The sequence below is a fragment of the Streptomyces sp. TOM-9 genome (genome assembly GCF_056858595.1).
The window spans coordinates 5,667,173-5,689,634 of the sequence record NZ_JBXEQB010000001.1; the positions used below are offsets into that span (position 1 = coordinate 5,667,173).

Below are 22,462 nucleotides of genomic sequence, written 5' to 3' on the forward strand. Positions count from 1 at the left end.
GGCGCGGGCGTCACGCCGGACGCGTGGCGCCCGCGAAGGGCATCTGGTCGACCGGGGCGAGTTTGACGACGTCACCGGTGCGGGGGGCGTGGATCATCATGCCGTTGCCCACGTAGAGGCCGACGTGGCTGATCCCCGAGTAGAAGAACACCAGGTCGCCGGGCTCCAGTTGGGAGCGGGAGATCCGGGTGCCCGCGTTGATCTGGGTGTACGTCGTGCGCGGCAGGGAGACCCCGGCCGACCGCCACGCGGCCTGCGTGAAGCCGGAGCAGTCGTACGCCGAGGGCCCGGTGGCGCCCCAGACGTAGGGCAGGCCGAGGGAGTCGTAGGCGAAGGAGACGGCGCGGGCGGCGCGTGCGTTGGGGGCGGCCGCGGGCGCCAGCCCGGCGCGGGAGCCGGTGGCGCCGCGGCCGGCGCGGGCCGGGTCGGCGGAACCGTGGCCCCCGGAGGACAGCACCTCGGCGCGCTGGGCGGCGGTGAGCCGGCCGAGCAGCTGCCGCGCGGAGGCCAGGCGCTGCTCCACGGTGCGCTTGTGGCGGGCGAGTTCGGCGCGAGTGCCGCGCAGTTCCGCCAGTTCGCCCTCGGTCTCGGTGCGCAGCTGCTCGATGCCCCGCCGCTGGGCCGACAGGGCGCGCAGCGCGGCGTTCTGGCGGCTGCTCATCCGGTCCAGCATCCCGGCGCGCTCCAGGTAGTCGCCGGGGGAGGAGGCGAGGGCCAGCTGCACGGCGGGGTCGATGCCGCCGTTGCGGTACTGGGCGGTGGCGAGGGAGCCGAGGCCGTCGCGGGTGACGTTGAGCCGCTCGGTCCTGCGGGCGAGTTCGTCCTGGAGGCGCTCGATCCGCCCGGTGGCCGTGTCCGCCTTCTCCTTCGCTCCGTTGTACCGCTCGGTGGCCTGCTCGGCCTCCTCGTACAGCCGGTCCACCCGGGCCCTGGCCTCGTCCGTGGTCAGCCGGGGTTCGGCGTGCCCGGCCTCCCCGAACACCGTCACGGAGGCCGCGCCCGCCAGGGCGAGACCGGCTGCGGTACGCGCGGTCGTGCCTGCCAGGCCGCGTTCCCTGGGCCTTCTGTGCGACGCCACGCGCCGTCACTCCTTCCGGCTGTCCGTACGCCCCCCTGCGGTCCGGCGGCGGGCGGACGGGGAGCCGTCCACCGCCGGACCTTCGGCGGGGGCGGCCGTGCCGGGGACGGGGTCCTCGCGGCAGTGGGGATCGGCCACCTGGGGCAGGACGCTAAACCTGGACGTCGTGAGCGGGCTCCGGACTGTGCGGGACTGGTCCGATTCGGCCGCGGACTGCCCGCGGATGACCGCTGTTCGACGGGTGACCTGGTCACTTGCGGTCCGGCCGTGACCGATATGACGGAAGAGGGCGACCTCGGTGCCGAGTGCTGGTATGAGCCTGACTAGGGTCCTGAGCCATGGACGTACTCATCAACCTGATCGTCGGCCTGCACATCATCGGCATCGCCGCGCTGCTGGGCGGCTTCCTCACCCAGATGAAGGCCATGGGCCGCGGCGAGGCCCGGTTCGTGCCGGGCATGCTGCACGGCGCGCTGACCATGCTGGTCACGGGCGTGCTGCTGGTCGGCCTCAACCAGGCCGACGACCAGCCGGTCAACAACGTCAAGATCGGCGTGAAGCTCGCGGTCCTGGTGGTGATCCTCGGCCTGGTGTACGTCAAGCGGGACGAGGAGAAGGTGCCGGCGGCGGCCTTCGGCACCGTGGGTGCGCTGACCACCGCCAACATCTTCATCGCGGTGCTGTGGACCTGAGCCCGGCCGGGGCGACGGGCCGGGCGGGGGCTCAGGCCATCCGGGCGTAGCCGTAGATCGGCATCTCCGTGATCGGGGCGATCTTCACCACGGTCCCGGTGTGGGGGGCGTGGATCATCTGGCCGCCGCCGATGTAGAGGCCGACGTGGGTGACGTCGGAGTAGAAGAAGACCAGGTCGCCGGGTTGCAGCTGGTCGGCGGTGACGCGGCTGCCGAAGTCGACCTGGTCGTAGGTGACGCGGGGGATCGAGACGCCTGCGGCGCCCCAGGCGGCCTGGGTCAGCCCCGAGCAGTCGTAGGAGTTGGGGCCGGTGGCGCCGTACACGTACGGCTTGCCCAGCTGGGCGCGCGCGAACTCGATCGCCTTGGCCGCCTTGGCGGCGTAGGTGCCGGACACCGGGGCCGTCGAGCCGGACTCCCCGGCCGCCTGCTGCGCGGCCTTCTCCTTGGCGGCGATCTCCGCGGCCTTCGCGGCGGCCTCCTCCTGCCGCTTCTTCTCCAGCGCCGCCAGCCGTGCCTTCTCCTGGGCGGTGAGGCTGTTCAGCAGCTTCTGCGCCGCGGCGAGCTTCTGCTTGACCGTGGTCTTCTCCGCGTTCAGCCGCCGCTGCGCGTCCGTCAGCTTCTGCAGGCTCTCGACGGCCTCGGCGCGCTTGGCCGTCGTCTCGGCCTGCTCGGAGCGGAAGGTCTCCAGCGCGTGCTCCTGGCGGTCGGACAAGCGGTCCATCAGGTGCGCCTGGTCCAGGAACTGCTGCGGGTCGGAGGTGAGCAGGAAGCTCGTCGTCCCGTCCAGACCGCCGCCCCGGTACTGCGCCGCGGCGTACTCGCCGATGGTGCGGCGGGCGGAGTTGAGCGTCTCGGTCCTGCGGGCCACCTGGTCCAGCAGCGCGTCGGCGCGCTCCCGCTGCTGCTCGGTCTGCTCCTTGGCGCCGTTGTAGCGCTCGGTGGCGGCCTCGGCCTGGTGGTGGAGCTTGTCGACCTGGGCCTTGACCTCGGTGATGGAGGGCTTGTCGGGTGAGGCGGGCGCCGCGCTCGCGCTCTCGCCGAAGAGGGTGACGGTCGCCAGTGCGGCGGTCGTGAGCCCCACCGCGGCCCGGGGGCCGGGGACGGTCAGCGCGCGCGGGCGCGGCTTGCGGTGCGTCGCCAAGTCAGGCGGCTCCTTCCGTGGACCGCCTACCGGGTTAGCTGTCGGGTTCGGGCTTCGGAAGGCCGCCCTACGGGCCGTGCGGGCGCGCTGCGCTCGTACGGACCGATTCACCCCAAGGTCGTGGGTCCCCGGCTCCGGCGGTCGCCGGACTCAGCGGAGGCGGCCCGTGACGGCACGGTCGCCGCCGCATGGAGCGGACCGCCTGATGCGGCACGGTAGTCAACTGCGGGGGTCCGTGGGAACCCTGGTGTTCGAATTGTCCGCAATCATTTCGTGACCTTCACCATGCGGGGCCGCCACGGGCGGCGACGGGCGGCGACGGGCCGTGCCGCGGAGGGCGCGGACGCCGGTCGGGCTCGGGCGCGGGCTGGGGCAAGCGGCGCACCGCTGTCCGTCCCACGGCCTAGACTCGGGAGGCGATGAGCAGCCTCTTTGACGACAGCTTCCTGGCCGGCCTCGAACCGAGGGAGGAGGAGCCCCCGCCGCCTCCCGAGGACGAGCCCGACACGGCTCCCGACGACCTCTTCGAGGGGCGCTTCGACGCGCCCGTCGACCGGGACGCGTACTACCGGGACGGCGCCCCCCGCCCGGTCGTCGACCCGTCCGCGCTGCTGGAGGGGCTCAACGAGCAGCAGCGTGCCGCCGTCGAGCACACCGGCTCCCCGCTGCTCATCGTCGCCGGCGCCGGCTCGGGCAAGACCCGGGTGCTCACCCACCGCATCGCGTACCTGCTGGGTGCCCGCAAGGTGCACCCCGGCCAGATCCTGGCGATCACCTTCACCAACAAGGCCGCCGGGGAGATGAAGGAGCGCGTCGAGCAGCTGGTCGGCCCGCGCGCCAACGTGATGTGGGTCTCCACCTTCCACAGCGCGTGCGTCCGCATCCTGCGCCGGGAGTCCAAGAGGCTCGGCTTCACCTCCAGCTTCTCGATCTACGACGCGGCCGACTCCAAGCGGCTGATGGCCCTGGTCTGCCGCGACCTGGACCTGGACCCCAAGCAGTTCCCGCCGAAGTCCTTCAGCGCCAAGGTCTCCAACCTCAAGAACGAGCTCATCGACGAGGAGACCTTCGCCGACCAGGCCGAGAACCCCTTCGAGAAGAAGCTCGCCGAGGCCTACGCGATGTACCAGTCGCGGCTGCGCGAGGCCAACGCGCTCGACTTCGACGACATCATCATGACCACGGTCAACCTGCTCCAGGCCTTCCCGGACGTCGCCGAACACTACCGGCGCCGGTTCCGGCACGTCCTGGTCGACGAGTACCAGGACACCAACCACGCCCAGTACACCCTGGTGCGCGAGCTGGTCGGGACCGGCGACGCGGAGAAGGGCGGCGAGGGGCCCGCCGAGCTGTGCGTGGTCGGTGACGCCGACCAGAGCATCTACGCCTTCCGCGGCGCCACGATCCGCAACATCCTCCAGTTCGAGGAGGACTACCCGCAGGCCCGCACGATCCTGCTGGAGCAGAACTACCGCTCCACCCAGAACATCCTGACCGCCGCCAACGCCGTCATCGAGCGCAACGCCTCCCGCCGCCCCAAGAACCTGTGGACGGAGGCCGGCCAGGGCCCGGTCATCACCGGCTACGTCGCCGACCAGGAGCACGACGAGGCGCAGTTCATCGCGGACGAGATCGACCGGCTCACCGACGCCGGCGACGCCCGCCCCGGCGAGGTCGCGGTCTTCTACCGCACCAACGCGCAGTCCCGTGTCTTCGAAGAAGTCTTCATCCGCGTCGGACTGCCCTACAAGGTCGTCGGCGGTGTCCGCTTCTACGAGCGCAAGGAGGTCCGGGACGTCCTGGCCTACCTGCGCGTGCTCGCCAACCCCGAGGACACCGTCCCGCTGCGCCGCATCCTCAACGTGCCCAAGCGCGGCATCGGGGAGCGCGCCGAGGCCATGGTCGACGCCCTGGCCTCGCGCGAGCGGATCTCCTTCGCCGCCGCGCTGCGCCGGGTCGACGAGGCCTTCGGCATGGCGTCGCGCTCGGTCAACGCCGTCAAGCGCTTCAACGAGCTCCTGGAGGAGCTGCGCACCGTCGTCGACTCCGGCGCCGGCCCCGCCACCGTCCTGGAGGCCGTGCTGGAGCGCACGGGCTACCTGGCCGAGCTCCAGGCCTCCACCGACCCGCAGGACGAGACCCGCATCGAGAACCTCCAGGAACTCGCGGCGGTGGCACTGGAGTTCGAGCAGGAGCGCACCGAGGAGGAGCCCGGCACGCTCGCGGAGTTCCTGGAGCGGGTCGCGCTGGTCGCCGACTCCGACCAGATCCCGGACGACGACGAGGGCGGCGGCGTCATAACGCTGATGACCCTGCACACCGCCAAGGGACTGGAGTTCCCGGTGGTCTTCCTGACCGGCATGGAGGACGGGGTCTTCCCGCACATGCGCGCGCTCGGCCAGACCAAGGAGCTGGAGGAGGAGCGGCGGCTCGCCTACGTCGGCATCACGCGGGCGCGGCAGCGGCTGTACGTGACGCGGTCGACCATGCGCAGCGCCTGGGGCCAGCCCTCGTACAACCCGCCCTCGCGCTTCCTGGAGGAGATCCCGGAGCCGCTCATCGAGTGGAAGCGCACGGGCGCCTCCGCGGCACCCTCCGCCTCGGTGTCGGCGGCGGCCTCGATGCTGTCGCGTTCCCCGTCGAAGAGCGGGCCCTCCGGATTCGCGACGCGGCGCACCCAGGACCGCCCGGTCATCTCGCTGGCGGTCGGTGACCGGGTCACGCACGACACGTTCGGGCTGGGCACGGTCGTCGCGGTCGACGGCAGCGGGGAGAAGGCCAAGGCCACCATCGACTTCGGCGACGAGCGGCCGAAGGTGCTGCTGCTGCGGTACGCGCCGGTGGAGAAGCTCTAGCCGGTTTCAGAAGCGGTCCTCGCCCGCGCCTCGTTCGGGCGGCCCGGTTCCGGCCCCGCTCCGGCGGGGCCCGGCCGGGCTCAGCGCGGGTCGATCCCGTGCTTCAGCAGCCACTGCAGCGGGTCGATGGCCGCGCCGCCCGCGGGGCGGACCTCGAAGTGGAGGTGCGGCCCGGTGGAGTTGCCCGAATTGCCGGAATAGGCGATGACCTCGCCGGCCTTGACCGAGCCCGAGCGGATCTTGGTGCTGCTCAGGTGGCAGTACCAGGTCTCGGTGCCGTCGGGGGCGGTCACTATCGCCATGTTGCCGTAGGCGCTGTTCCACTGGGTGCGCACGACGCCGTCGGTCGCGGCCATCACCGGCGTGCCGTAGTCCACCGGGAAGTCGATGCCGGTGTGGACCGACATCCAGTTCACGCCCGCCTGACCGAAGTAGGCGCTCAGGCCGTGCTGCTTGACCGGGAGCAGGAACTTGGGGCGCAGCTGCTCCTTGAGGGCCGCCTCCGCCGCCTTCTTCGCGCGCTCCAGCGCCTGGCGCTCCTTGAGGTCGATGCGCTCCTGGTTGCGGCTGGCCCGGTCGGTGAAGTCGTCGACGTCCCGGTTCACCCCGGCGAGCTGCTGGTCGAGCTTCGTGGTCGGGGCGTTGGCCGCCTCGGGCACGCCGTCGGCCTGGGTGCGGCTGCTGTCGGGGTCGTCGGTGTTGACGGTGACGGCGGCCGCGCAGGCGACGCCCATCACCGCCACGGAGGGGACGGCGACGGTGAGCAGGGCGGAGCGCCGGGCCGGGCGGCGCCGACGGCTCCCGACGCCGTTCCCGCTGCGCGGGCGCGGCAGGGCGGCCGGGGCGGCGCCGTCCTCGGCGTCGTGCTCGGTGTCGTGTCCCGGGTCCGCCTCCGCGTCGTCCTCGGCGGTGTCGTGGGCGTCGGGCTCGTAGGGCTCGTACCGGTCGGCCTCGTACGACTCCGGCTCGTACCGGTCGGCCCCGTAGTGCTCGGCCTCGTAGTGCTCCTGGGTGTACGTCCCGGTCGTCCCGGTCCCGTACCGGTCCGGCTGCTCGTAGGCGGCGGGCTCGGGAGCGTGGGCGTGAGCGGCCTCGGGCTCCTCGTAGGCGGTGTGGACGGCCGTGTGCCCGTACTGCGGGTAGTCGTAGGCCGCCGCCGGCTGCGCCTGTGCGGCGTCCGGGTACCAGGTGCCGGTGGCCGTGCCCGCGTGGTCGCCGTAGGCGGCGGTGCCGGCGGCCTGCCCCGAGGGCCAGTAGCCGGTCGCGGTGGTGTCGTACGAGACGGTGGCGTAGGACCCCGTGTCGTGGGCGGGGTAGCCCTGGCAGGAGCCGAAGAGTGGATCGTCATCCGCGTGAGCGGCGCCCATGGGCGCGTAGGAGGCGTCGGAATGCCCCTCGTACCCATAGCCGCTGTACTCGGGGGCGTACCCCGCCGGATGACGGTCGTTCACCGCTTCTCTTTCGCCTCGGCAGCAGGAGAATTAGCGGCGACTGTATCCCCCAGCGGGCGACACCCACAATCTTCGGCGGGATTCGGGTATCCCCGATGCCTTGTGTTCGATGGCCTTTCGATGCTTATGGGGGCAAGGCCGTCAGGCGGCGTCCACGGCCCCCGACGCCAGCTCCTCGCCCAGCAGCGCCTGCCGGATGCCGGCGGCGATGGCCGCGTGGACCGGCATGGTCAGATGCCCGACCCCCGCGACGTGGACGTTGCGGGCGATGAGGTCCGGGTGGTCGAGCCGGGCGGCCTCGACCGGGCTCATCAGCTCGTCCAGATCGCTCCAGAACGCCACGAAACGGGTACGGCAGCCGGTCGCCGGCTTGGCCAGCTCCTCGATGAGGTCGGAGTTGGGCCGCATCTGGCGGACGATCGGGTGCGGGTTCAGCAGCGGCGCGGCGCGGGTCCCGGCGTGCGGGGTGCCCAGGGTGACCACGGTGCGCACCCGTGTGTCGCCGCCCAGGCGCTGGGCGTAGTAGCGGGCGATGAGCCCACCGAGGCTGTGGCCCACGATGTCCACCTGCCGGTGCCCCGTCTGCTCGCAGATCTGTTCGACATGGCGTCCGAGGAGGGCCGCCGCCGTGCGGATGTCGCAGGTCAGCGGCGAGTAGTTGAGCGCCTGCACATGCGGCCAGCCGTGCCGTCGCAGCGACCGGCGGAGCATCGCGAACACCGAACGGTTGTCCACGAAGCCGTGCAGCAGGAGCACCGGGGGATGGCTGCGGCCCGCGGTGGGGAGGCGTGGCGGCGCCTCGGACTCGCCGGCCGCCGACTGCGGCCCGCGCTCCTGGAAGATTCCGGTCGGGTAGAGGAAAACATGACCGGTCAGGATGGCGATCTCGATCGCCGCGGCTCGTACGTAGGCCGCCTGGCGTACCAAGCGGTCTCCGACACCGAAAGACAGGACGCCCATGGCCTACCTCCCGTGGGCACACGGAGACGGCCCTGTCCCCCGTGCGCCGAGAACGCGACGGCCCGTGTCGCCTGCTGAACGAAGGACGGCCACGGGCCGAACGCGTTTCTAACGTGAACGTGTCCCATGTGTGATTTCCCCCTCGGGGCCCTTCGTGAAACTGTCCGCACGGGGGATGCTGGCGATAACGTTCGTTCACACATGTGCCCGCTGAGCGCAGCAATCGTGTATGGAGGCAGCGATGGGAGTGTCCGGACCGATCCGTGTGGTGGTCGCCAAGCCGGGCCTGGACGGCCACGACCGAGGGGCCAAGGTCATCGCGCGAGCGCTGCGGGACGCCGGCATGGAGGTCATCTACACCGGTCTCCACCAGACGCCCGAGCAGATCGTGGACACCGCGATCCAGGAGGACGCCGACGCCGTCGGGCTGTCCATCCTCTCCGGAGCCCACATGACGCTGTTCGCCAAGGTGATCGAGCTGCTCCGGGAGCGCGACGCGGAGGACATCAAGGTGTTCGGCGGCGGGATCATCCCCGAGGACGACATCGCCCCGCTGCAGCAACTGGGCGTGGCCGCGATCTTCACCCCGGGCACGTCGACCGGCGACGTCGTCACCTGGGTGAACGACAACATCCGCCATCCGGCCGAAGCCTGATCGTCACGGGCGGCGGTGCGGGCCTTCCGCTCGGACCGCCGCCCGCTCCCGGCCAGCCCGTTCCCGGCCAGCCCGTTCCCGGTCGCCGGCTCAGGCGAGCTCCGCCAGCATCGCGGCCCGCAGGCGCAAGGTGCCGACCAATCGCTGGAAGGCCTCCGCCCAGTACGCCCCGGCGCCCGGTGAGGTGTCGGCGGACTCGGCCGGCACCGCGGCCAGCGGGGCCGCCCGGTCGGCCTCCGCGGGGTCCATGCACCGTTCGGCCAGGCCCATCACCCCGCTGAAGCTCCACGGGTAGCTGCCCGCGTCCCGCGCGATGTCCAGCGCGTCCACCACCGCCGCCCCCAGCGGCTCGGCCCAGGGCACGGCGCAGACCGCGAGCATCTGGAACGCCTCCGACAGGCCGTGCGCCGCGATGAAGCGGGCCACCCACTCCGCCCGCTCCGGGGCCGGGAGGATCGACAGCAGCTTCGCCGGGTCCCCGACGGGGCTGACCGCCGTCGCGGGCGCCGGGGTGGGCCCCAGCAGGGCGCGTGCCCAGGCCGCGTCCCCCTGGCGCACCGCGGCCCGGCACCACGCCGCGTGCAGATCCGCCTGCCAGTCGTCCGCGACCGGCAGCGCGATGACCTCCTCCGGCGTCCGGCCGCCGAACCGCTCCCGCCACGTGACGAGCGGCGCCGCGTCCACCACCTGGCCGAACCACCACGCCCGCTCCCCGCGCCCGGCGGGCGGTATCGCCACCACGCCGTCGCGCTCCATGGCCGCGTCGCACTCGTACGGCGCCTCCACCCCGATCCGGCCGCCCCCCGGATCCCACGCGACGCAGGTCCTGGCCCGCGCGGCCATCCGGGCGGCGAGGGCGGAGCCGGGCAGGGCCGACAGCAGCTCCGCGGCGGTGGCCCGCACATTGCGGCTGCGGTCGGTGAGGGCCTGCTCCAGGAACGGCTCGTCCTGCGGCGACAGGCCCTCGCGGAGCGAGTCCAGGAACATCAGCCGGTCCTCGGCGCGCTCCGCGGCCCATCCCGAGCGCAGCAGCTCCAGCGCCTGCCGCGGGTCGCGGGCCCGCAGCCGGGACAGCAAGGCCACCCGTTCGGCGAACAGCCCCTCCTCCCACAGCGTCCGCACGGCGCCCGGGTCACCGGTGTCCGGCACCACGCCCGGCGCCCCGGCGCGCAGCGCGAACCGCCAGTCGGCGTTCAGCGCCGCCAGCCACAGCCCGCGCGGTCCCGCCAGCGCCAGGGCGTCCGGCCGCAGGTCGGTGCGTGCGCGGGCGGCGTCCAGCAGCGCGGGCAGCAGCTCCGGCGGGGCCGCCCAGCCGCGGGCGTTGGCCACGGCGAGCCACTGGGGCAGCAGCTCGGCGAGGTTGGGGGCGGCGCCACGCCGGCTGCCCCCGCCGCCCCCGACCGAGCGGTCCGCCAGCAGCAGGGACAGGCGCCGTCGCGCCGCCCCGGGCAGCGGCGGCCGCGGGTCGTGGGGCGTCGTGGCAGGCCGCGCCCCCGCCGTTGCCGGCCGTGCTCCGGCGCGGCGCCGTACGACGGCGAGCGCGGCGGAGTCCAGCAGCTCCTCGGGTGTGCCGCCCCTGCGGTCGGTGCCGAGGAGCGCGGTGCCGACCAGGTCGGCCCAGGTCGCCGTCATTGGTCCTCCTTCGTCGTCCGTCGTCGTCTCCGTGCGGCCGCCCGCGGGAGCCCGGCCGGGATCACACCGTCAGCGGCACCGGCTCCGCGCCCGCGCCGGCCCAGGCCGTGAACGGCCGCAAGCCCTGGTGGCCGAGCTCGCCGAACACCGTCACCGGGTGGCCGCCGGAGACCGCCGCCAGTCGCCACAGCGCCGCTCCGGCACCGGCGCCGCCCGCCGTGACCGGGACGGCGTCGCTGCCGTCCGCGTCCGCCACCTGCCAGCCCGTCCCGCCCGGTATCGGCACGACGCCGGCGAGCACGACCGGCCAGGCCTCCAGCCACGGGTCGTCGGCCAGGGCCTCCCCGTACGCGCCGAGTGCCGCGGCGACCGGCACGCCCGGCGGCACACGGCCGGGCAGCGGCGTGTCGTGCCGCGGCCCGAGCACCGCCCGCAGCGGACGGGCCCCCGGGTGGAAGGCCAGCTCCGCGTCGAGGCCGAGGCCGACGGGCAGTGCCGGCTCCGGCGCCCGGCCCGCGGCCCCGAAGGACAGCAACAGCGCGGTACGGCCGGTGGCCTCCCCGTGCAGCCAGGTCCTGCGGGTGGTGAGACGGTCGTCGGCGGTGTCGTGCCGTGCCAGGACCAGCCAGCGGTCCCGCACCGTCGGCCCCGCGAGGAGCTCCGCCGAGTCCACCGTGAAGCCGACCCGGGACCGGACGGTGGCCGCCAGCGGCGCGGGCAGCGCGTCCTGCCGCAGACAGCCCCGGGCCAGCAGGTGCAGCAGCGCCGTCTCCTCCAGCAGCCGCGACGGCCAGTCGCCCCCCGACCCCGCCAGCGCGCCCAGCTCGCGCACCCGCGAGGCGAGCCCGGGAGCCTGGGCGTCCACCATGCGCGCCGCCGTCTCGTCCCACCGCCGGTACCCCTCGCGGTCCGCTCCCGCCAGGCCGTCCCGCAGCAGATCCGCCAGCCGTCGCTCCAGTTCCGTTGCGCCGGCGGCCACCCGCCCCGCCCGGCGCTCGGCCCGCCTGCGCGCCGCCTCCGGGTCACCGCCGCCTGACGCGCCGCGCCCGCCCGGGGACGTCCGTTCCTCGCGCGCGCGGCGCGCGTCCAGCCACTCGGTGACCCAGTCGGGCCGGCCGCCCCCGTGTGCGGCCGGCCCGACCTCGCCCCCCGCCCACAGCAGGAGCAGCGCGAGCGTGTGCTTGCACGGGAACTTGCGGCTGGGGCAGCCGCAGCTGAAGGCGGGCCCCGCCGTGTCGACCACCGCCTGGTAGGGCGTGCTGCCGCTGCCCGCGCACAGCCCCCACACCGCCGTGCCCGAGCACCCCGTCCCGGACCAGCGGGCGGCCGTCGCCAAGCCCGTCCCGGCCTTGCGCGACGACGCGTCGGGCGCGAGTGCCAGGACCTGGTCGGCGGTCCATCGCTCCGCCCGCTGTCCGTCCATCCCGTCCATGGCCACGACGCTACGGGCAGCCACTGACAAACCGCCCTGAGCTGCGGGTTCCTGACGGCGGGACGGGATTGTCAGTGGGGTGCGCGATGGTGGGAACGCGGACGCCCCGCGGGGGGCTGACGGGGCGTCCGCGCCATCCGCTCCACGTGAGAACAGGGGAGAACCATGTCCGTGGACACCGCACTCCGGCCGCACGCCGAAGACGCGTTCGCCCATGAGCTCAAGGCTCTCGCGGCGGCCGACGACCGGCCGCGCCCGGCCCGGTGGAACCTGTCGCCGTGGGCGGTCGCCACGTACCTGCTCGGCGGTGAGCTGCCCGACGGCACGGTCGTCACCCCCAAGTACGTGGGTCCGCGGCGGATCGTGGAGGTCGCGGTCAGCACGCTCGCGACCGACCGGGCGCTGCTGCTGCTCGGTGTCCCGGGCACCGCGAAGACCTGGGTCTCCGAACACCTCGCCGCCGCCGTCAGCGGTGACTCCACGCTGCTCGTGCAGGGCACCGCGGGCACGCCGGAGGAGGCCATCCGCTACGGGTGGAACTACGCGCGGCTGCTCACCGGCGGGCCGAGCCCGGAGGCCCTGGTCCCGAGCCCGGTCATGAGGGCGATGGCCGAGGGGCGCATCGCCCGCGTGGAGGAGCTGACCCGCGTCCCCGCGGACGTCCAGGACAGCCTCATCACCATCCTCTCGGAGAAGACGCTGCCGATACCGGAGCTGGGCACCGAGACCCAGGCCGTGCGCGGGTTCAACTTGATCGCGACCGCCAACGACCGGGACCGCGGGGTCAACGACCTGTCCAGCGCGCTGCGCCGGCGCTTCAACACGGTCGTGCTGCCGCTGCCCGCGACCGTGGAGGAGGAGGTCGACATCGTCAGCCGCCGCGTCGGCCAGCTCGGGCGCTCGCTGGAACTGCCGGCCGCCCCGGAGGGCGCGGACGAGATCCGGCGCGTGGTCACCGTCTTCCGTGAACTGCGCGGCGGGGTCACCGCCGACGGGCGCACGAAGGTGAAGTCCCCCTCCGGCACGCTCTCCACGGCCGAGGCGATCTCCGTGGTGACCAACGGGCTCGCCCTGGCCGCACACTTCGGCGACGGCGTCCTGCGCGCCGGGGACGTCGCCGCCGGGCTGCTCGGCGCGGTGGTCCGCGACCCGGCCGCCGACCGCGTGGTCTGGCAGGAGTACCTGGAGACCGTCGTCCGCGAGCGGGAGGGCTGGAAGGACTTCTACCGCGCCTGCCGAGAGGTGACCCCGTGACCGCCGTGACCGCCGCGGAAGGGGTGGCGCTGCTGGGGGTGCGGCACCACGGCCCCGGGTCGGCGCGCGGCGTGCGGGCCGCGCTCGACCGGCTGCAGCCGGGGATCGTGCTCGTCGAGGGCCCGCCGGAGGCGGACGCGGTGCTGGCGCTCGCCGCCGATCCCGGGATGCGACCGCCGGTCGCGCTGCTCGCCCACGTCGTCGACGAGCCGTCCCGGGCCGGCTTCTGGCCCTTCGCCGAGTTCTCCCCCGAGTGGGAGGCGATCCGCTGGGCGGCCGGACGCGAGGTGCCGGTGCGCTTCATCGACCTGCCCGCCGCGCACTCGCTCCTGCTCCGCGACGAGCGAGGAGAAGGAGAGGGAAGAGGGGAGGACGACGGGGGAGAAGGGGAGGCGGAGGCGGCGGACGCGCGCATCGACCCGCTCGCCGTGCTGGCGCGCACGGCCGGCCACGACGACCCGGAGCGGTGGTGGGAGGACGCCGTCGAGCACCGCGGCCGGGACGGCGAGGGGGGCGGCGACCCGCTGGCCGCGTTCGGAGCGCTCGCCGAGGCCATGGGCGCGCTGCGCGAGGCCTACGGCGACGGGGGGCACCCGCAGGACGCGGTGCGCGAGGCCCACATGCGGCTGCGGATACGGGAGGCGCGCCGCGCGCACGGGAGGGTGGCCGTGGTGTGCGGGGCCTGGCACGTGCCCGCGCTCGCCGGGGGCGGCGGGGTCACCGCCGACCGGGCCCTGCTCAAGGGCCTGCCCAAGGCGAAGGTGGAGGTCACCTGGGTGCCCTGGACGCACCGCAGGCTCTCCCGGGCCAGTGGCTACGGGGCGGGCGTCGACTCGCCCGGCTGGTACCGCCATCTGTTCACCTCGCCCGACCGGCCCGTCGCCCGGTGGATGACCAAGGTCGCCGGCCTGCTCCGCGAGGAGGACCTCCCGGTCTCCTCCGCGCACGTCATCGAGGCGGTACGGCTCGCCGGCACCCTCGCGACCCTGCGCGGCCGTCCGCTGCCCGGGCTCGGCGAGACCACGGACGCGGTACGGGCGGTGATGTGCGACGGATCGGACGTGCCGCTGGCGCTCATACGGGACCGGCTGGTGGTGGGGGACGTGCTGGGCGAGGTCCCCGAGGGCGCGCCGGCGGTGCCCCTCGCCCGCGACCTGGCGCGTGAGCAGCGCAGGCTGCGGATGAAGCCGCAGGCCCTGGAGAAGGAGGTGGACCTGGACCTGCGCAAGGACACCGACGCCGGACGCAGCCGCCTGCTGCACCGGCTGCGGATGCTCGGCGTCGGCTGGGGCGAGCCGAGCCGGTCCCGCACGGCCGCCACCGGCACCTTCCGCGAGAGCTGGCGGCTGCGCTGGGAGCCGGAGCTCGCGGTGGCCGTCGCGGAGGCCGGGGTGTGGGGCACCACGGTGGAGTCCGCGGCCACCGCCCGGGCCGAGGACGCGGCGGTGAACGCGGGGGCGCTCGCCGAGGTGACGGGCCTCGCCGAACGCTGCCTGCTCGCCGGGCTGGCGGACGCCCTGCCCACGGTGATGCGGGTGCTCGCCGACCGCGCGGCGCTCGACGTGGACGTCGCGCACCTCGCCCAGGCACTGCCTGCGCTGGTGCGCTCCCTCCGCTACGGCGACGTGCGGGGCACGGACGCGGGGGCGCTGCGCGAGGTCGCCGAGGGGCTCGCGCAGCGCGTCTGCGTCGGGCTCCCGCCCGCGTGCGCGGGGCTCGACGCGGACGGCGCCGCCGAGATGCGCGGTCATGTCACGGAGGTGCAGCGGGCCTTGGTCCTGCTCGGCGACGACGCGCTGCGCGACCGCTGGGCGGGTGTGCTGCGGAGGCTGGCCGTGCGCGACCGCGGCGTACCGGGGCTGCTGCGGGGCAGCGCCGCGCGGCTCCTGCTCGACGACGCGCGCCTGGAGCCCGGGGAGGTGGCCCGGCTGATGGGGCTCGCCCTGTCGCACGGCACGGCGCCGCAGGAGGCGGCCGCCTGGGTCGAGGGCTTCCTCGCCGGGGGCGGGATGCTGCTGGTTCACGACGAGCGGCTGCTCGCGCTGGTCGACGGCTGGCTGTCCGGGGTGCCGGCGGACGCCTTCGACGACGTGCTGCCGCTGCTGCGGCGGACCTTCGGCGGCTTCGACCCGGGGGCGCGGCGCACGGTGGGGGAGCTGGTGCGGCGCGGCCCGGGAGGCGGGGGAGCGGGCGGCGGGGCCGTGGGGGAGGGCCTGCCGGGCTTCGCCCCGGGGCTCGACGAGGAGCGGGCGGAGGCGGCGCTGGCCACGGCACGGCTGCTGCTCGGGCCCGGCGGAGAGGACGGGGGTCGGGACGCATGACGGACTCGGGCACGGACACCGGCATGGACACGGGCACAGGCACGGGCACGGACGCCGACGAGCGGCTGCGGCGCTGGCGGATGGTGCTCGGCGGCGGGCCCGCCGACGGCACGGGCCGGCGGCTCACCGGCCGGGACGCGGCGATGGACCAGGCACTGGAGGCGCTGTACGGCGCCGCCCCGCACGGCGGGGGCGGTGCACCGCCCCCGCGGAGCGCCGGGCTGGGCGGCTCGGCGCCCCAGGTCGCGCGCTGGCTGGGGGACATCCGCAGGTACTTCCCCAGCAGCGTCGTCCAGGTGATGCAGCGCGACGCCATCGACCGGCTCGGGCTGTCCGCGCTGCTGCTGGAACCGGAGATGCTGGAGGCGGTCGAGGCCGACGTCCACCTGGTCGGCACACTGCTCTCGCTGAACAAGGTGATGCCCGGGACGACGAAGGAGACGGCGCGGGCGGTGGTCCGCAAGGTCGTGGAGGACCTGGAGCGGCGCCTGGCGACCCGGACCCGGGCCACCCTCACCGGCGCGCTGGACCGTTCGGCGCGGGTCCACCGCCCCCGGCACCGGGACATCGACTGGGACCGCACGATCCGTGCCAACCTCCGGCACTACCTGCCCGAGCACGGCACCGTCGTCCCCGAACGGCTGATCGGCCACGGCCGGGCCTCGCAGGCGGTGCGCAAGGACGTCGTGCTCTGCATCGACCAGTCGGGCTCGATGGCGGCCTCCGTGGTCTACGCGTCCGTCTTCGGCGCCGTGCTCGCCTCCATGCGCAGCATCGACACCCGGCTGGTCGTCTTCGACACGGCGGTCGCCGACCTGACGGAACATCTGGACGATCCCGTCGACGTGCTGTTCGGCACCCAGCTCGGCGGCGGGACCGACATCAACCGGGCGCTGGCCTACTGCCAGTCCCTCATCAGCCGGCCCGCCGAGACCGTCGTGGTCCTCATCAGCGACCTGTACGAGGGCGGCATACGCGACGGGATGCTCAAGCGGGTCGCGGCGATGAAGGCGTCCGGTGTGCAGTTCGTGGCACTGCTGGCGCTGTCGGACGAGGGCGCGCCCTCCTACGACCGCGAGCACGCGGCGGCGCTCGCGGCGCTGGGGGCGCCCGCGTTCGCCTGCACCCCGGATCTCTTCCCCGAGGTCATGGCGGCCGCCATCGAGAAGCGGCCGCTGCCCGTGCCCGAGCCCGCCCCCGGAGGGTGAGCCGGGACGGGGCGGGTGGGAGCGGCCGCGTCACCCTCGGTGAGTGGACCGCCCCGGCGGACCCCGCCCCGACGGCTCCCGCCGGGGCGACCCGCCCGTGTCCCCGCCGCCGCGGGAACCCCCCGAACGGCTGGTCTGTGACCGTTCTCACCGCTCTCGCACCATCTCGGATTTACCCGTGCCGCCCGCGCGGCGATAACCTGCGAGACGGACATGCCGCGTGCTCGGCCGACGTGTGCGCCCCCCGTACGGCCGTTCGTATGGTTCGTTACGAAGACGTCAGCGACGACCCGCCCCGGCACGCAGACAACGAACCGCGATAACCAAGGACGGACGCGCGTGGACCTGTTCGAGTACCAGGCGAGGGACCTCTTCGCCAAGCACGGTGTACCGGTGCTGGCCGGTGAAGTCATCGAAACGCCTGAGGCGGCGCGCGAGGTCGCGGAGCGGCTCGGTGGCAAGGCTGTCGTCAAGGCACAGGTGAAGACCGGTGGCCGTGGCAAGGCCGGCGGCGTGAAGGTGGCGTCGGACCCCGAGGACGCGGTGGCGAAGGCCGGCCAGATCCTCGGCATGGACATCAAGGGCCACACGGTCCACAAGGTGATGCTGGCCGAGCTGGCCCCGGAGATCGCCTCCGAGTACTACGTCTCCTTCCTCCTCGACCGCGCCAACCGGACCTTCCTGGCGATCGCGTCCGTCGAGGGCGGCATGGAGATCGAGGAGGTGGCGGCGACCAACCCGACGGCCGTCGCCCAGATCCCGGTGGACGCCATCGAGGGCGTGACCCCGGAGAAGGCCCGCGAGATCGTCGAGGCGGCCGCCTTCCCGGCCGACGTCGCCGACCAGGTCACCGAGATCCTGCAGACCCTGTGGAAGACCTTCATCTCCGAGGACGCGCTCCTCGTCGAGGTCAACCCGCTCGCCAAGGTCGCCGACGGCCGCGTCATCGCGCTCGACGGCAAGGTCTCGCTGGACGAGAACGCCGACTTCCGCCAGCCGGAGCACGAGGCGCTGGTCGACCACGCCGCCGCCAACCCGCTGGAGGCCGCGGCCAAGGCCAAGGGCCTCAACTACGTCAAGCTCGAGGGCGAGGTCGGCATCATCGGCAACGGCGCGGGTCTCGTCATGAGCACCCTGGACGTCGTCGCCTACGCCGGTGAGGGCCACGGCAACGTCAAGCCCGCCAACTTCCTCGACATCGGCGGTGGCGCCTCCGCCGAGGTCATGGCCAACGGCCTCGAGATCATCCTGGGCGACCCGGACGTCAAGTCCGTCTTCGTCAACGTCTTCGGCGGCATCACCGCCTGCGACGCGGTCGCCAACGGCATCGTCCAGGCCCTGGAGCTGCTGAAGTCCAAGGGCGAAGAGGTCACCAAGCCGCTCGTCGTCCGTCTGGACGGCAACAACGCGGAGCTCGGTCGGCAGATCCTGACCGACGCCAACCACCCGCTGGTCGAGCAGGTCGACACCATGGACGGCGCCGCGGAGCGCGCCGCCGAGCTGGCTGCGAAGTAAGGGACAGGTCACCACATCATGGCTATCTTCCTGACCAAGGAGAGCAAGGTCATCGTCCAGGGGATGACCGGTTCCGAGGGCACCAAGCACACCCGGCGCATGCTCGCCTCGGGCACCAACATCGTCGGCGGCGTGAACCCGCGCAAGGCCGGCACCAGCGTGGACTTCGACGGCACCGAGGTGCCGGTCTTCGGCTCCGTCGCCGAGGCCATGGAGAAGACCGGTGCCGACGTCACCGTCATCTTCGTCCCGCCGAAGTTCGCCAAGGACGCGGTCATCGAGGCCATCGACGCCGGGATCGGCCTCGCGGTCGTGATCACCGAGGGCATCGCGGTCCACGACACCGCCGCCTTCTGGGCGTACGCGGGCAGCAAGGGCAACAAGACCCGGATCATCGGTCCCAACTGCCCCGGCCTGATCACCCCCGGCCAGTCCAACGCGGGCATCATCCCGGCCGACATCACCACCTCCGGCCGCATCGGCCTGGTGTCGAAGTCGGGCACGCTGACCTACCAGATGATGTACGAGCTCAGCGACATCGGCTTCTCCTCGGCGGTCGGCATCGGCGGTGACCCGATCATCGGCACCACCCACATCGACGCGCTGAAGGCGTTCCAGGACGACCCCGAGACCGACCTGATCGTCATGATCGGCGAGATCGGCGGCGACGCCGAGGAGCGTGCCGCGGCCTTCATCGCCGAGCACGTCACCAAGCCGGTCGTCGGCTACGTCGCGGGCTTCACCGCGCCCGAGGGCAAGACCATGGGCCACGCCGGCGCCATCGTCTCCGGCTCCTCCGGCACCGCCCAGGCGAAGAAGGAGGCCCTCGAGGCCGCCGGCGTCAAGGTCGGCAAGACCCCGTCGGAGACGGCCCGCCTCGCGCGCGCCATCCTGCAGGGCTGATCCCCGCCTCCGTACGGAGGCACGCACACGGGCCCGCTCCCTCCGGGGGGCGGGCCCGTGTGCGTGTGTGCGGGCGTGCTCAGCGCGCGGGGGCGGAGGTGCGCTGCCCGACCGGCTCGTGGTCGGCCGCGACGCGGTCGCTGAGCGGCCCGAAGACCAGCCCGACCGCGGTCGCCAGCGCTATCACCACGGTCGCCACCACGGCACCCACCGTGCGGATGCGCAGCCACTGCTCGCTCAGTTCGCGCACCATGGCCGCCGGGAACTCCGGCTGCGGCTGCTCGTCCAGCAGGTCGCCCAGCCGGGCCGGCGCCCCCTCGCCCAGGGCCTCGCGCCCCCGGACGATGCGCCGCCTGGTCATGGAGGTGGTGGCCATGCTCTCCGCCGCCGTCCGCCGCAGGCTCAGCCCCAGGCCGTCGTGGAGCAGTACGGCGTGCCGGGTGCCGCGCGGCAGCCGCTGGAACGGGCTGCGCTCCCGTGGCGGGGTGCGGTACCAGGGCAGCGTCTGCTGCCAGGGCGCGAGGGCGTGGTGGTGCGCCTCCGCACGGATCCACCCGGCCGGGTCGGGGTCGACGGCGACCTCGGGCCACCGCTGCCAGGCCAGGTCGAAGGCGCGGTGCACGGCGTGCCGGGCCAGCCGCATGTTGCCGGTGAGCAGTTCGACCTGGCGGAGCAGGGCGGGCGCGTTGCGGGTGTACAGCCCGTCGAAGGCTGCCTGCGCGGCCCGGGCGATCCGTACGGCCTCGATCGCCGGGTCCTCGGTCCCGGCCTCGCCCGCGGCCTCCGGCTCCGGGGCCGGCTGCCCGCCGGGCGGAGCGGACGAGGGGGCGGGGTCGCGGGGCCCCTCGGCCCCCGTCGGCCCCACCCGTTCCGCGGACGCGTCCGATTCCCCCGCACCGGCCGCCTGCACGGCCTGCGGGTCTTTGGCGGCGTTCCCGGCCTGCGCCGCCCCGGGGGCCTTCGCCGGCCGGGGACGCCTTCGCTTCTTGATGGCCTTCGCGGCCCTCGCCGTGGATGTGCGGCTCATGCGATCGACCACTCGGATCGAATGAAGAAACGCATAACGCCATATTCCGCGACACGACGGTCATTCGCATGCTGCCACGGCGAAAGGGGGTGTTCTTGGCAGCATGAGATCCGTGAGTGCCGCAAGCGCCCTGAGTCACGTCGTGCACCGGATCCGGGCCGCCCACGAGACCCTGCGCACCTCCGAGTCCGCCCCCGCCTTCACCGGCGGCGTGGTCGCCGCGGGCCTGGGCCTGGGCGGCTTCGCCATGCTCGTGCTCTTCCTGTGGGTCGTCTCGCCGTTCCCCGACAGCGGGCTGAACGGCGCCCTCCACGTCGCCGCGGACTGCTGGCTGCTCGCCCACGGCGGCGGCCTGGTGCGCACCGAGACCCTCTCCGGCGTCGCCGCGCCCATCGGCGTCACGCCGCTGCTGCCCATGGCGTTCCCGGTGTGGCTGCTGTACCGGGCGGGGGCGGACGCCGTCGCGCCGGCCTCGGACGACAAGGCCGCGCGGTCCGCCGTCGCGTGGCTGATCGGCGGGTACCTCGCGGTGGGCGCCGGGGTGGTCGTCTACACCTCGTATGGGCCGGTGCGCAGCGACGCGCTCGGCGCCGCGGTGCACCTGCCCCTCGTCGCCGCCCTCGCGGCGGCCGCGGGGGCCTGGATGGAGCGGGGGCGGCCGCGGATCCCGCTGCCGGCGTGGCTGTCCCGGGTGACCGTGGCCGTGACGGTGCCGCTGCGGGATGCCGCGGTCGTGCTGCGCTCGGCGGGGGCGGGCGTCTGCGTCCTCGTCGCGGGTGGCGCGGCGCTCACGGCGGTGACCCTGGCGCTGCACCCCGGCGCCGCGGGGGCGTCGTTCACCCGGCTCAGCGAGGCGCTGTCCGGGCGGCTGGCGGTGCTGGCGGTGGCGGTGGCGCTGATCCCGAACGCCGCCGTGTGGGGCGCAGCCTATGCGCTCGGCCCCGGTTTCGAGCTCGGCACCCAGGCCGCGGTGCGTCCGGCCGGCGTGGTGGGGGAGCCGGTGCTGCCGGACTTCCCGCTCCTCGCGGCGCTGCCCCAGCCCGGGCCCGGGACGTCGCTGACCTGGGTGGCACTGGTCGTGCCGGTGCTCGCCGGGGTCGCGGTGGGGGTGCTCGCCGTCGACCGGCGGGAGCCGTGCGGCCTCGGGCGCACCGCGGCGCACGCCGCCCTGGGCGGGCTGGTGTGCGGGATCGCCATGGCGCTGCTCACCGGGTTCGCGGCGGGGCCGCTGGGCACCGGGGCGCTGGAGGAGTTCGGGCCGTCCTGGTGGCTCACCGGGTTCGCGGCGGCCGGGTGGACGGCGGCCGCCGGTACGCCCACGGCCCTGCTGGTGCGCTGGGTGCGGGTCCGCCGCGCCGCCGCAGGGACGGAGGGCCGGGACGCGAGGGGCGAGGAAGAGGTGGGCGAGGAAGCGGAGGTGCAGGGCGACGCGGTGCGGGGCGACGCGCTGCCCGGCGCCGCCCCGTCGGAGGCCTGAGCCTCCGTCCGGGGCCGGCGCGAGCGGCGCGTCAGGGTGTGTGGAGCACGTCGCGCAGCGGGGTCGGCAGCAACTGCTGGCAGGCGTCGCGCGACGAGGAGGTCAGCGCGTCGCGCGTGCAGGAGTAGTAGTCCTTGTAGACGACCTGGGTGGTGAAGGTCGTCGCCACCACGCAGAGGGCCAGCCCGCCCATGATCAGACCGCCGAGCGCGGCCGGGCGCTGCGGCTTGCTGCGGGGGTCGGTGGGCCGCTGCGGCGGAGGGGTGGCGCCGCCCTCGGCCAGCAGGGCGGCCGCCTCGGCGCGGGCCTTGGCCCGTTCCTCGGGCTTCATCCGCAGCGCGTTGACGCTCCAGTACAACGCGAGGGCGCCGAGCAGCAGCCCCACGTACGTCCAGCCCAGGAAGAGGGCGAAGAACAGCCCCCACATGCCGCAGATCATGGCGTAGCGGGCACGCCGCTGGGCGGGGTCGGTGGGGTCGAAGCGCGGCCCGTCCGGGCGCCGTCCGCCGCCGTAGCCGCCACCGGGGCGGTCGCCGTAGCCGCCGTCCTGCCGGCCGGGCTGCCGCTCGCTCCACTGACCGCCCCACGCCGGGGGCGGCGGAGGCGGTGTGGGCGTGGGGCGCTCGTCCCCGGAGTCGGAGGGCTGCTCCGGCCGGCGCGGTTGCCAGGGCTGCTCGGGGGCGTTCTCCGCCGGCGGGGCGAACGGGTTGTCCTGCTCGTGGCCTCGGCCACTGCTCATGCTTGCCTGGGTCATCCCCTTGCCGTCGACTCCTCGAGTTGTCGGACGTGTGACTTCGCCGTTCTTCACCCCAGACGCTACCGCCCGCGCGCTCCCCCGTCCCGTGGGGGCGGTCGGGT

General features: G+C 74.3%; 17 protein-coding genes and 1 riboswitch. Of the genes, 9 read left to right on the top strand and 8 right to left on the bottom strand.

The window, feature by feature from the left end; translation table 11 throughout:
- Positions 1-10 precede the first annotated feature (10 nt).
- Positions 11-1,078, bottom strand: coding sequence for a C40 family peptidase (locus AC1VWI_RS26535; RefSeq protein WP_499513503.1), 1,068 nt, complete (start codon positions 1,076-1,078; stop codon positions 11-13).
- Between the two features lie 338 nt (positions 1,079-1,416).
- Between AC1VWI_RS26535 and AC1VWI_RS26540 the strand changes: the two genes are divergently transcribed.
- Positions 1,417-1,770: a hypothetical protein gene (locus AC1VWI_RS26540; RefSeq protein ID WP_499513504.1), complete on the top strand. Its 354-nt coding sequence runs from the start codon at positions 1,417-1,419 to the stop codon at positions 1,768-1,770.
- Between the two features lie 31 nt (positions 1,771-1,801).
- On the opposite strand, the gene AC1VWI_RS26545 is transcribed toward AC1VWI_RS26540, so the two are convergent.
- A complete protein-coding gene (locus tag AC1VWI_RS26545) occupies positions 1,802-2,914 on the bottom strand; it encodes a C40 family peptidase (RefSeq protein WP_499513505.1) in 1,113 nt (370 codons plus the stop codon).
- A gap of 8 nt (positions 2,915-2,922) precedes the next feature.
- A riboswitch (cyclic di-AMP (ydaO/yuaA leader) is annotated at positions 2,923-3,080 on the bottom strand.
- 253 nt (positions 3,081-3,333) lie between these two features.
- Between AC1VWI_RS26545 and pcrA the strand changes: the two genes are divergently transcribed.
- A complete protein-coding gene (gene pcrA / locus AC1VWI_RS26550; RefSeq protein ID WP_499513506.1) occupies positions 3,334-5,769 on the top strand; it encodes a DNA helicase PcrA in 2,436 nt (811 codons plus the stop codon).
- An 80-nt stretch (positions 5,770-5,849) separates the two neighbouring features.
- Here pcrA and AC1VWI_RS26555 read toward each other — a convergent pair whose 3' ends face one another.
- On the bottom strand, positions 5,850-7,220 hold the full coding sequence (locus AC1VWI_RS26555) for a M23 family metallopeptidase (RefSeq protein WP_499513507.1): 1,371 nt from the start codon (positions 7,218-7,220) through the stop codon (positions 5,850-5,852).
- 141 nt (positions 7,221-7,361) lie between these two features.
- The gene (locus tag AC1VWI_RS26560; RefSeq protein WP_499513508.1) at positions 7,362-8,180 is read right to left on the bottom strand and encodes an esterase/lipase family protein; all 819 of its coding nucleotides are present in this window, start codon (positions 8,178-8,180) and stop codon (positions 7,362-7,364) included.
- 241 nt (positions 8,181-8,421) lie between these two features.
- Here AC1VWI_RS26560 and icmB point away from each other — a divergent pair, with 241 nt between their 5' ends.
- Positions 8,422-8,835, top strand: a complete 414-nt coding sequence (icmB, locus tag AC1VWI_RS26565) for a coenzyme B12-dependent isobutyryl CoA mutase small subunit (RefSeq protein ID WP_499513509.1) — start codon at positions 8,422-8,424, stop codon at positions 8,833-8,835.
- Between the two features lie 90 nt (positions 8,836-8,925).
- Here the strand turns inward: icmB and AC1VWI_RS26570 are convergent, their stop codons facing one another.
- Positions 8,926-10,467 carry a DUF5691 domain-containing protein gene (locus tag AC1VWI_RS26570; RefSeq protein WP_499513510.1) on the bottom strand — a complete coding sequence of 514 codons (1,542 nt, stop codon included), beginning with the start codon at positions 10,465-10,467 and terminating at the stop codon, positions 8,926-8,928.
- Between the two features lie 61 nt (positions 10,468-10,528).
- A complete protein-coding gene (locus AC1VWI_RS26575) occupies positions 10,529-11,899 on the bottom strand; it encodes an SWIM zinc finger family protein (protein ID WP_499513511.1) in 1,371 nt (456 codons plus the stop codon).
- A gap of 165 nt (positions 11,900-12,064) precedes the next feature.
- Between AC1VWI_RS26575 and AC1VWI_RS26580 the strand changes: the two genes are divergently transcribed.
- The 5 genes from AC1VWI_RS26580 to sucD all read left to right on the top strand — a co-directional run bounded on the left by AC1VWI_RS26580 (position 12,065) and on the right by sucD (position 19,100).
- Positions 12,065-13,153, top strand: a complete 1,089-nt coding sequence (locus tag AC1VWI_RS26580; RefSeq protein WP_499513512.1) for an ATP-binding protein — start codon at positions 12,065-12,067, stop codon at positions 13,151-13,153.
- Between the two features lie 5 nt (positions 13,154-13,158).
- Positions 13,159-15,474 carry a DUF5682 family protein gene (locus AC1VWI_RS26585; protein WP_499516918.1) on the top strand — a complete coding sequence of 772 codons (2,316 nt, stop codon included), beginning with the start codon at positions 13,159-13,161 and terminating at the stop codon, positions 15,472-15,474.
- A 23-nt stretch (positions 15,475-15,497) separates the two neighbouring features.
- The gene (locus tag AC1VWI_RS26590) at positions 15,498-16,682 is read left to right on the top strand and encodes a VWA domain-containing protein (protein ID WP_499513513.1); all 1,185 of its coding nucleotides are present in this window, start codon (positions 15,498-15,500) and stop codon (positions 16,680-16,682) included.
- Positions 16,683-17,021: 339 nt separating this feature from the next.
- Positions 17,022-18,197 (top strand): ADP-forming succinate--CoA ligase subunit beta, encoded by a 1,176-nt coding sequence (gene sucC / locus AC1VWI_RS26595; protein ID WP_499513514.1) that lies wholly within the window; start codon positions 17,022-17,024, stop codon positions 18,195-18,197.
- An 18-nt stretch (positions 18,198-18,215) separates the two neighbouring features.
- Positions 18,216-19,100, top strand: a complete 885-nt coding sequence (gene sucD / locus AC1VWI_RS26600; RefSeq protein ID WP_499513515.1) for a succinate--CoA ligase subunit alpha — start codon at positions 18,216-18,218, stop codon at positions 19,098-19,100.
- 79 nt (positions 19,101-19,179) lie between these two features.
- Here the strand turns inward: sucD and AC1VWI_RS26605 are convergent, their stop codons facing one another.
- Positions 19,180-20,127: an RNA polymerase sigma factor gene (locus tag AC1VWI_RS26605; protein WP_499513516.1), complete on the bottom strand. Its 948-nt coding sequence runs from the start codon at positions 20,125-20,127 to the stop codon at positions 19,180-19,182.
- 112 nt (positions 20,128-20,239) lie between these two features.
- On the opposite strand from AC1VWI_RS26605, the gene AC1VWI_RS26610 reads away from it, so the two are divergent.
- The gene (locus AC1VWI_RS26610; protein ID WP_499513517.1) at positions 20,240-21,604 is read left to right on the top strand and encodes a cell division protein PerM; all 1,365 of its coding nucleotides are present in this window, start codon (positions 20,240-20,242) and stop codon (positions 21,602-21,604) included.
- A gap of 31 nt (positions 21,605-21,635) precedes the next feature.
- On the opposite strand, the gene AC1VWI_RS26615 is transcribed toward AC1VWI_RS26610, so the two are convergent.
- Positions 21,636-22,343 (bottom strand): hypothetical protein, encoded by a 708-nt coding sequence (locus AC1VWI_RS26615; RefSeq protein WP_499513518.1) that lies wholly within the window; start codon positions 22,341-22,343, stop codon positions 21,636-21,638.
- Between the last annotated feature and the right edge of the window lie 119 nt (positions 22,344-22,462).